Annotated in this window: 1 protein-coding gene; it reads right to left on the bottom strand. The window is 64.0% G+C overall.

Annotated features, from left to right (window positions below):
• A partial coding sequence (locus tag ACX4ZE_RS15225) for an amino acid adenylation domain-containing protein (RefSeq protein WP_480274082.1) occupies nucleotides 1-11,840 on the bottom strand: 11,840 nt, incomplete at its 3' end.
• Between the last annotated feature and the right edge of the window lie 265 nt (nucleotides 11,841-12,105).

The raw sequence follows: 12,105 nt of genomic DNA, 5'->3' as shown, positions 1-12,105 counted from the left end.
TTGGCCACCACCAACCGCGCACCCACCTGCAACGGCCAAAAGAACTCCCACACCGACACATCGAACGTCACCGGCGTCTTCTGCAACACCACATCATCAGCCGCGAGACCATACTCCGCGTGCATCCATACCAAACGATTCACAATCGCCGCATGCGAAACCACCACACCCTTCGGCCGACCCGTCGAACCCGACGTAAAAATCACATACGCGGTATTGCCCGGCCGCAAAGGCTTGCGCCGATCGGCATCGGTCAGCGGTTCATCGGAGAACTCCGACAGATCCAGCTGATCGATGCGGACCTGTCGGGAGACAGTGGTCGCCAGATCGAAATCGGAGGTCAGCACCAATACCGGACAAGCAGTTTCCAGGATGTGCTCGATGCGCTCGGCCGGATGGTCCGGATCCAGCGGCACATAAGCGCCGCCTGCGGCATTCACCGCGTACATGCCGACCACGAGGTCGAGCCCGCGGCGCATACCCAGCGCCACATACGATTCCGGGCCTACGCCATTGCGCTCTAGCCACCGCGCCAACCGGTGCACCCGGCGGGCGAACTCGATATAGGACAGACTTGTCCCCTCGAAAGTCACCGCCGCGCTGTCCGGGGTACGCACGACTTGTGCCTCGAACAGCGAAACCAGCGTCGCCGCGGCATCGCCCACCGGAGGGGTGAGTGCGGCATCGACCGAGAAGGCGGTGTCGTTCCACCGCTCGATCACCAGTGCCCGTTCCGCATCATCCAGCAGGTCGATATCACCGATGGCGATCGAGGGATCGGCGGTGGCTCCGTCCAGGAAGCGCACGAAACGCTCGGCCAAGGCAGCGGCGAATGTCCCATCGAAAAGATCGGTGGCGTAAACGAGTTCGGCGTCCATCGCCGACTCGGCGCCGGGCACCTCGCTGAGCGTCAGCTGGAGGTCGAACTTCGCCGTCGACTGGTCGATACCCATTTCACGGACGGTGAGGCCGGGGAATTCCAGCGCGGTGCGACCGAGGTTCTGGAACGACAGCATCACCTGGAACAGTGGGTGGCGTGCCTGCGAGCGAGTCGGGTTGAGCACCTCGACCACCCGCTCGAACGGCACGTCCGCATGCGCGAACGCCTGCAGGTCGCGCTCACGGACCTGAGCGAGTAGAACGGTGAACGACTCCGCGATGTCCACCTGAGCGCGCAACACCAAGGTATTGACGAACATACCGACCAGGTCGTCGAGCGCCTGTTCGCCGCGGCCGGCGACCGGTGTGCCGATGGCGATATCGTCAGAGCCGCTCAACCGCGCCAATAGCGCGGCGAAGGCGGCATGCACCACCATGAACAGCGTGGTGCCATGCGCGCGCGCGACCCTGCTCAGCTCCTCGATCAGTTCACCGGGCACTCGGAACCGATACGTGCCCGCTCGATACGACGCCACTGCGGGCCGTAGACGACCGGACAGACGCAGCTCGTCGGGTAGTCCGCTGAGCGTGTCCCGCCAGTAGCCGAGCTGCTCGGAGATCAACGAAATCGGATCATCCTCGGTACCGAGCGTGTCGCGCTGCCACAACGCATAGTCCGCGTACTGCACCGGCAGTGGCGGCCAACCGGGTTCGACGGTGGAGGTACGCGCCACGTAAGCAGACATCAGATCACGGACCAGCGGTCGCATCGAAAAACCGTCGGCGGCGATATGGTGCACTACTACGACCAGAACATGATCAGTCGAAGCGAGCCGATAGACGCGCAGACGCACTGGCAGTCGGCTCGTCACGTCGAAACCGTGGCCGACGAATTCGGTGAGGACCTGCGGCAATTGTCCTTCGGCCATCTCGACGACATCGAGTTCGGGAATTGCCTTGGTAGCGGGCAAGACCCGCTGATAGGCCACGCCCTCGTGGGACGGGTAGATGGTGCGTAGTGATTCATGACGCGCGATTACGTCGGCGACAGCGCCGCGCAGTGCGGCCAGATCCAACGCACCTTCCAGCCGCACTGCGGCCGGGATATTGTAGGCTGCCGTGCTCGAACTGGTCGGCGCGTCGACGATATCGAAGCGGTTAAGAAACCACATCCGCTGCTGCGACAGCGACAGCGGCGGATACTGCGGCCGTACCTGTGCGGTGAGAGCTCGGCGCGCACTGACTGCCGTATGTGACTCGACCCGGGTGGCCAATGCGGCCACTGTCGGCGCCTCGAACAGCACACGCACACCAATCCCGGTGTGCAAAGCGGCATTCAGGCGCGCGACCACCTGCGTGGCCACCAATGAGTTGCCGCCCAACTCGAAGAAATCATCGTCCACCCCGATGCGTGGCACACCGAGCAGATCGGCGTAGACTTCCGCCACGATCTCCTCGATCGGCGTCGTAGGCGCGCGGAATCCCTTGACTTCGAACACTGGCGCAGGCAACGCCCTACGATCCAGCTTGCCCGAAGCATTGACCGGGAACGCCTCCAACACAACCAACGCGGCCGGGATCATATAGCCAGGCAGCACCGTAGCCAGTGCGGCCTTCACCGCATCGATGTCGATCGCCGTCTCCGGTTCGGCTGCCAGATAGCCCACCAGCTGATCGCCCGCGCGCGCGTCGGAACGCAGCACGACGACCGACTGTGTGACACCTGGCTGCGCCAGAAGCGCGGCTTCGATCTCGCCGAGCTCGATGCGCAGACCGCGCAGTTTCACCTGGAAATCGGTGCGGCCCAGGTACAGCAGCTCTCCAGCTGTGCCTGACTCAGCGCTCGCCGCAGCGGTCCAAGCCACCAGGTCACCGGTGCGATACATCCGTGTGCCCGGGACATCATAGGGGTTGGCGACAAATCGGTCCGCGGTCAGGTCCGGGCGACCCAGATAACCAAGCGCCAGCTGATCTCCCGCCAGATAGAGCTCACCCGCGACACCAGGAGCGACCGGATGCAGCCGACTATCGAGCACGAAGACCTGGGTATTCCACACCGGCCTTCCGATCGGTACCGACATCGTATCGGCATCGGTCACCTCATGATAAGTCACGTCGACGGCAGCCTCGGTAGGACCATAGAGGTTGTGCAGCCGCGCACCGGTCAGCTCGCACAGTCGGGCCGCGGTCGAGGCCGGCAACGCCTCACCCGAAGTGAATACCTGACGCAGCTGCGACGATGACAGGACTTCGCTGTCCTCCCCACCCAGCGCGGAAACGAAGACCGACAGCATCGAAGGAACGAAATGTACTGTTGTGATGCGCTTTTCAGCAATTATCCGAGCAAGATACACCGGATCACGATGACCGTCCGGCCGGGCGACAACCAGCCGGGCGCCGGTCTGCAAGGGCCAGAAGAACTCCCACACCGACACGTCGAACGTGGCAGGAGTCTTCTGCAGCACTGCGTCCGCGGGGCCGATCGGGTATTCATGCTGCATCCATCGCAGTCGGTTGACGATCGCGGCATGATCGACCGCCACCCCCTTCGGGCGTCCGGTAGAGCCCGATGTGAAGATCACGTACGCGGTGTGCTCCGGTCGCAGCAGTCGCGTGCGCTCCGCATCCGTGATCGGCGCACCGCTGGTGACGGCGAAACCAGGTGCCCCTTCGATACCTTCGATCGGCACAGCGGTCGCCGACTGCTGTAGATCCGGAACCAACCCGTCCGCCGAGCTGTACAAGACCATGCGCGGTCGGGCGGTCTCGATGATGTAGTTGATTCGATCGGCAGGCTGATCCGGGTCGAGCGGCAGGTAGGCCGCACCAGTCTGCACCACCGCATATATCCCGGCAACCAGTTCAGTCGAACGCCGAAACGCCAGCGCCACCATCGATCCTGGTCCGATGCCCGCGCCGATCAGCTGTCTGGCGATGCGGTTGACGCGCTCACTCAACTGACGGTAGGACAGTCGCTCATCATCGAAATCCAGCGCGATCTCCTCAGGTGTCGCGCTCACCTGCTCGTCGAACAACGAGGCCAACGTCTCGGCAGGTACCGGATGCGCGGTGTCGTTCCAATCGATGAGCACCTGCGCACGCTCCTCGGGCGTGAGCAGGTCGATATCGCCGATGGGCACATCCGGATCGGCCGTCACGGTCGCGAGAATGCGATCCAAGCGCCGGGCGAACGCGGCGACAGACGGCTCGTCGAACAGATCGGCAGCATAGGAGAATTCGGCCGACATGCCGACCGAATCACCTAGTTCATCCTGCGTCTCCGAAAGGGTCAGCTGCAGGTCGAACTTAGCCAGCCTGGCATCGTAGTCGATGCCGTTGACCGAGAGGCCGGGTAATTCCAGGCTGGCCTGTCTGGTGTTCTGGAAGGTCAGCATCACCTGGAACAACGGATGACGCGCCTGCGATCGGGCCGGGTTGAGCACTTCTACCAGCCGCTCGAACGGCACGTCCGCGTGCGCGAACGCCTGCAGGTCGGTCTCACGCGCTCGGGCGAGCAGATCTGCGAAACGCACTCCACCGTCCACCTCGGTGCGCAGCACCAGAGTATTGACGAACATACCGATCATGTCGTCCAGCGCGGCCTCGCCGCGGCCCGCGACCGGCGTGCCGATGGCGATATCACTGGTTCCGCTGATTCTGGCGAGCAATACCGCGAGCGCACTGTGCAGCACCATGAACAGCGAGGCATTGTACCTGCGGCCCAACTCGGTCAGGGCTTGCTGTGTGTCGCCGGAGATCACGAACGGATAGGTGCCACCACGGTAGGACGGGACCGGGGGGCGCAGCCGATCCGATGGCAGTACCAATTCGTCCGGTAAATCGGCGAGTTCGTTTGTCCAATAATGGATCTGGGTGGCGATCAGCGAATTCGGGTCGTCTTCCGATCCGAGCACCTCGCGCTGCCACAGCGCGTAATCAGCGTATTGCACCGGCAATGCCGACCAGGAAGGCGCCTCCCACGAGGTGCGGGCAGCGTAGGCCACCATGACATCGCGCGCCAGCGGGCCCATCGACCAGCCGTCGGCTGAGATGTGATGCACCACCATGCACAGCACATACTCGGTCTCACCGAGTTCGAAAAGCCTGGCATGAAGCGGCACTTCACTGGTCACGTCGAAGGCCATGGAGGCGAGCTCGACCAAGTGATCGATCAAGTTGTGCTCGGTTACCGGCATCGGAGTCAGATCAGGCACGATCTGCGCGGCATCCAACACCACCTGCACCGGGCCATTAGTGGTCTCCGGGAAGACCGTCCGCAGCGACTCGTGCCTATCGATCACATCGATGACCGCGACCTGTAACGCGGCGATATCCAGATCGCCGGACAATCGGATGGCGATCGGGATGTTGTTGACCGCGGAGGCGGTATCGAACCGGTTGAGGAACCACATGCGCTGCTGGGCCAACGACAGTGGCACATGTTCCGGACGCTGCCTGGCGACCAGCGCTTTGCGGGCTCCGTCTCCAGCATGCGATTCCACTCGTGCGGCCAAAGCCTCAACTGTGGACGCTTCGAAAAGCATGCGGACCGGCACCCTGGTATCCAGCGCGATGCCGAGACGGGAAACGACCTGCGTGGCGATCAACGAATTGCCACCCAGTTCGAAAAAATCGTCGTCGACGCCGATCCGGGATGCGCCGAGTACTTCGCCGAAGATCTGCGCGATGATCTCCTCGATCGGCGTGGTCGGGGCGCGGAATTCGCGCACTTCGAACACCGGGGCGGGCAATGCCTTTCGATCCAGTTTGCCGGAGGCATTGAGCGGGAATGTCTCGAGCACCATCATCGCCGAGGGCACCATGTACGCAGGCAAGGTGCGGTGCAGCATGTTCTTGGCCGTGTCGAGATCGACCGGCCCCCCCGTGGTGACCAGATAAGCGACCAGCTGATCGCCCGCGACCGTGTCCACGACCGATACCACGGCCTGGGCGACGGCCGGATGCTCCAGCAGGGCGGACTCGATCTCACCGAGCTCGATGCGCTGACCGCGGAACTTCACCTGGAAGTCGGTGCGGCCGATGTACTCCAGCACGCCGGCGGTACCGACCTCCCGGTCGCGTGGCCGTACCCAGCGCACCAGGTCACCGGTGCGGTACAGGCGGGAACCTGGTGCGCCGAACGGATCGGCGACAAAGCGTTCTGCGGTCAGATCAGATCGGCCATGGTAGCCGCGGGCGGTCTGCTCACCACCCAGGTACAGTTCGCCCGGCACACCGACCGGCACCGGATTGAGGCCCTCGTCCAGCACATAGGCCTGCGCGTTCCACACGGGGCGGCCGATCGGCACCGAGGTCGGCGCGACCTCGGTGAGCTGCCACGCGGTGGCGTGCACGGTGAATTCCGTCGGACCGTACAGGTTGTGCACCACGGCGGTGGAGAACTGCCGGAATGCGGTGACGGTCGCGGCTGGCAATGCCTCACCGGCGACCAGAACCGCGCGCAGCGAGGCACATTCGGCTGTCGAGGCGGCACCAGCGAACACCGACAGCATCGACGGCACGAAAGAGGTCATGGTGACCTGGTGGCGTCCGATGATCTCCGACAAATACATCGGATCGCGGTGACCTTCTGGGGTAGCGATCAGCATGCGGGCACCGGCAGCCAGGGTGCCGAACAGCTCCCACACCGATACATCGAAGGTCGCCGGTGTCTTCTGCAGGATCACATCGGCCGGGCCGATCCGATATTCGCCGATGATCCAGGCGATCTGGTTGACCAACGCGGCATGGTTGACCGCCACGCCCTTGGGGCGACCGGTGGAGCCGGAGGTATAGAGCACGTACGCTGTACTGGCAGGCCGCAACGGGGCATGACGCTCCGCGTCGGTGATCGGTTCGGCACCGTACCCGCTCAAATCCATGGTATCCACCATGAGCACGGGGATGCCTGCCGCGGTGACGTTGTCACCGGTGGTGGTCAATACGCATACCGGCACCGAGCTGTCGAGCACATACTCGGTGCGTTCGGCCGGATGGTCCGGGTCGATCGGCACATAACCGCCGCCAGCGCTCATGGTGGCGTAGATCGCCACCAGCATGTCCACCGAACGGCGGATACCGATCGCGACCAGAGTTTCCGGACCGACACCCGCATTGATCAGCGCACGCGCCAAACGATGAGCCCGCGCAGCGAATTCGGCGTAGGTCAGCTCGACCACCGGGCCGGATTCGCCCGTCCCACCATCGAATACGACGGCGAGGTCCTGTGACCGGGTCCGCACTTGTTCGGCGAACAACTCGAGTACGGTGCTGGCCGGCACGGCGCGACCGGTGTGGTTCCACTCGGTCAACACCTGGGCGCGCTCGGCCTCGTCGAGAAGCTTCAGGTCGCGTACGGCATTCCACGGTGCACGCGTGGCAGCGTCGAGCACACGCACGTACCGGCGACCGAACTCTACGACTGTCGCGGCATCGAACAGATCGGCGGCAAAGGAGATCACCGCAGTCATCCCCGAGGGCTCGCCCTGAACACCACGCTCTTCGGTGACTGTCCACTGCAAGTCGAACTTGGCGATATCCACCTCTAGCTCGTCAGCGGTAATCGAGAGCCCTGGCAACTCCAAGGTCGCGTGCGACATCTCCTGGAACGACAACATCACTTGGAACAACGGGTGCCGTGCTTGCGAACGGGTCGGGTTGAGCACCTCGACCAGCCGCTCGAACGGCACGTTCGCGAACGCGAACGCGGCAAGGTCGGTTTCCCTGGTGCGGTCGAGGAACTCGGCGAACGACTCGGCACCGTCCACCTCCGAACGCAGCACGAGAGTGTTGACGAACATACCGATCAGATCGTCGAGCGCCTGCTCGCCCCGGCCTGCGATCGGGGTGCCGATCGCGATATCGCTAGTCCCCGACAACCGGGCCAGCAGTACAGCCAGCGATGCGTGCAGCACCATGAAAAGACTGACGCCCTGCGCACGAGCCAATGCGACGAGCCGCTGATGCAACTCGACATCGATCTCGAAACTCACCCGTCCGCCGCGGAAGCTCTGGACCGGAGGACGCGGCCGATCCGTGGGTACATCAAGCTGATCCGGCAGTCCGGCCAAAGTCTGCCGCCAGTAGGCGATCTCGCGCGCTGCCATGGACTCCGGGTCGGACTCGAAGCCGAGCAACTCACGCTGCCATACACTGAAATCCTGATACTGCACCAGCAGTGGCGCCCAGCTCGGCGCTTGGCCCGCAGCGCGAGCCAGATAGGCGGCAGCCACGTCGCGCGCCAACGGACCGAACGAAAAGCCGTCGGCCGCAATGTGATGCACTACGACCGCGACCGCATAGTCGGCTTCGTCGCCGTCGTGCCCATCGGTGACAGTGAACACCCGCGCCCGGATCGGCAACTCACGTGCCACATCGAAGCCACGTGCGGCGAATTCGGTCAGCGCATCGTGCAATTCGACCGTATCGATCGGCTGCACCGTAATGCCGAGATCGACCTGGTCGACCGAAAGCACCTGCTGGTAACCGCCGTCGCCGGATTCGGGAAATATCGTACGCAGCGACTGTTGCCGGGCGACCACATCGAGCAGCGCCGACTGCAGCGCCGCCACATCCACCTGGCCGCGCAACCGCACCACGAACGGCAGGTTGTAAGTAGGCACGGTCGGATCGAACTGGTTGATGAACCACATGCGCTGCTGTGCCAGCGATAGCGGCACTCGTTCCGGTAACTGCTGGGCCACCAAGGGCGGGCGTGTTTCATCGGCAGGGGCGGCACTGCGGGCCTTGGCCGCGATGCCTGCGACAGTCGGGGCCTCGAACAGCGCGCGCACTCCGAGCTGGGTGCCGAAGGCCGCGCTGATGCGCGCCACCACCTGGGTCGCGACCAGCGAGTTGCCACCGAGGTCGAAGAAATTGTCGTCGATGCCGATCCGGTCCTGACTGAGCACATCGGCGAAGATGCCTGCTACGACCTGCTCGGCCTGGGTACGTGGTGCGCGGAATCCCCCTACGTCAGCACCGAATACCGGTTCGGGGAGTGCCTTACGATCCAGCTTGCCGCTGGTATTGAGCGGGAAGGCATCCAGCACCATGATCGACGAGGGCACCATATAGCTCGGTAGCTGCTCCGCGACGAATCGGGTCAGCTCCACCGGCTGTACTATCCGGCCCGGAGCCGCGACGACGTAAGCGACGAGCTGCTGACCGGTGGCTGTGTCCATGACCAGCACCGCGGCCTGGCTGACCGCCGGGTGCGCGAGCAGATCGGTCTCGATCTCACCCAACTCGATGCGCTGGCCGCGGAACTTCACCTGGAAGTCGGTGCGGCCGAGGTATTCCAGCGTTCCCGCATCGGTCCAGCGCACCAAGTCACCAGTGCGATACATCCGCGATCCCGCTTTATCCGCCAATGGGTTGGCGACGAAGCGGTCCGAGGTCAGGTCCGGGCGACTCAGATAGCCGCGAGCGAGCTGGCGGCCGCCGAGATACAGCTCGCCCGGTGCGCCGATCGCAGCTGGGCGAAGCCGCGAATCCAACACATAGACTTGGACGTTCCACTCCGGAGTACCGATCGGCACGGTCACTGTGTCGGTAGCCGTCGCCGTCCAGGCAGTCACCGAGACCGCGGCCTCGGTGGGACCGTACAGATTGTGCAATCCTGCTGGAACGGAGCCTGCGGAGCGACCGTCCGGCGCTGTGGTGAGCGCTCTGAATTCCGCTGCCGTCTCCGGCGGCAATGCCTCACCGATCACGAAGACCGCACGCAACGTGGCGCATTGCGCGGAGGTGGCATGCGCGAGAAACACCGTAAGCATGGACGGGACGAAGTCGGTCACGGTGACCCTGTGCCGTCCGATCATGTCCGCGATATAGAGCGGGTCTCGGTGTCCATCCGGGGCGGCGATGACCAGCTTCGCGCCCACCAGCAGCGGCAGGAAGTAGCCCCACAGCGATACGTCGAAGGTGGTCGGGGTTTTCTGCAGGTAGACGTCTTCAGCAGTCAGCTGGTACTGGTCCAGCATCCACAGCTGCTGATTGACGATCGCATGGTGGGTGACCGCCACGCCCTTCGGGCGGCCGGTCGAGCCCGAGGTGTAGATGACATACGCGGTGTTGTCGTGGCGTAGCGGCGCGCGGCGGTCGGCGTCGGTGACCGGGCCCGCGGAGTACGCCGACACATCGATCAAGTCGATCGCCACCCGGCGCACCGACACGGGGAGCTCCGGCTCTTCGGTGGACAACGTCAACACACAGACCGGCGCGGCGCTGTCGAGGATGTAAGCGGTGCGTTCCGCCGGATGCTCCGGATCGATCGGTACATACGCACCGCCTGCCTTCAGCACCGCGTGCATGCCGATCACCAGCTCCAGCGACCGACGCATCCCCAATGCGACCAAGGATTCCGGACCGATGCCGTCGGCGATCAACGCGCGGGCCAGCTGGTTGACCCGCGCGTCGAACTCCGCGTAGGTCAATGTCGCGCCCTCGAAATCGAGCGCGATGGTGTCCGAGGGCACCGACGTGCGCGCGTCCAGCAACGCCGCAAGCGTGGTCTCCTGGACATCGCGCTGAGAGTCGTTCCACTCCCGCAGCATCCGCTCGCGCTCATCGGCGGTGGTGACGCGCAGCCCCCATACCGGCTCATCCGCGCCTGCGTCGAGAAAGCGATCGAAGAACTCGAGGAAGCGACTATGGTGCCTGCGCGCCTCGTCCTCGGTGTAGAGGTTGGGATTGGTCTCGAAGTCGATGTGGGTCCGTGATCCCGCGACCGACTGGTAGAGGTTGACCCCCAGATCCTCGATGCTGCCGGTGGACAACAGATGTATCTGGCCGACAATCGAGCCGAGCACTACCTCGTCCTGGAACAACATGATGTTGACCCACGGACCGAAGAACTGCGTGGTCACCACGCCGTCGGCAGCCGAATCGCGGCGGATGTCCTCATGCCGGTAGCGCTGATGACGCAGCGCGCCCGACACTTCGGCCGCCACCTGCCGCAACAGCCCGGCTACGGTGGTGTCGTATCCGACACGCAGGCGCAGCGGCACAATATTGGACGAGACGCCTGCCGAGCGCCGCATCGCAGCGGTGGTACGCGCAGTCACCGGCAAGCTCAGGATCACATCCTCTGAGCCGGTCCACTGCGCCAGATAGCTGGCGAAGCCGGCGAGCAACAGCCCGGCGGGCGAAGAATCGTGGCGGGCCACAGCGGCTTCGAGCAGAGCGTGCTGCCCATCGGACAGCGCGGCGCTGGAGATCCCGTTGACTGGAGCGGGCGGCGCGGCCCGGCCGGGCAGGCTGATACCCCCCTCTAGACCGGCGACTCGTTCGGCCCAGTACGCCTTATCGGTGGCGAAACGTGCGGTATCACGATAGGCCATCTCCTGCTCGAACAACGTGCGCAGGTCGGCGGCCTTGCTAGGGGCCGGTTCGGTGCCGGTGACATACGCAGTGTACAGCTCGGCGATCCGAGTCAAGGTGTTCATCGCACCGAAACCGTCTACTGCGATGTGGTGCGACCGCATGTAGCAGTACCAGTGGTCGTCGCGCAGCTGGAGAACCGCGATCCGCACCAAACGGTCGTGGACCAGGTCCAGCGGGCAGCTATAGTCGGCGCGCATCCACGCCATTGCCGCCGTCTCCGGATCGTCCTCGTCCCGCAGATCTACGTAGCGGAGCCCGTCACTGTCGCGCAGCGTGTAGTCGACATACTGCAGCGGCTCGCCGTCGATCTCGATGATGCGCAGGAAACCGGAGCCGAGTTCACTCGCGGTATCGATACTGGCCCGGTTCAGTGCTCGACGGTCGAGTTCGCCGCGCAGGTCAACGTACTGCGCGACATTGATCGGCACCTGTGGGTCGACATGCTGCGCGTACCAGATGCCCAGCTGAGCGGGCGACAGTGGAAAAGCGCCGGACAGATCGGGTTCCGCTCCGGAACCAGCGTGTGTCCGTTCGTCACCAGTTTCGCCGTTTCCGCCGAAATCCAGCCGGTTCAACCGTAACCTCACTTCCGGAACACCACACAGCGCTCCCCGCCCATCCGGAGGGACGCCCACTCGTCCATACGAGTGCGGCGCCCGCATCTCCGGATTCAGTTCTCATATCAATCAGGTAAAAAATATTCGTTGAACTATCTGTCCAACAGACCGATCTTGTTACATGAGTGCGGCCGCACCCAGAACCGACCGAACGGCTCCATCAGGGCTGTCGTCGCGAATCACCGGAACAATCTACCGCCGCCTTCGGCACGCAACCAACCTA

The sequence above is a fragment of the Nocardia sp. TBRC8007 genome, assembly GCF_056629435.1.
Note: the sequence above shows the minus strand (reverse complement) of the source record. Positions and strands in the feature narration are given on the sequence as shown.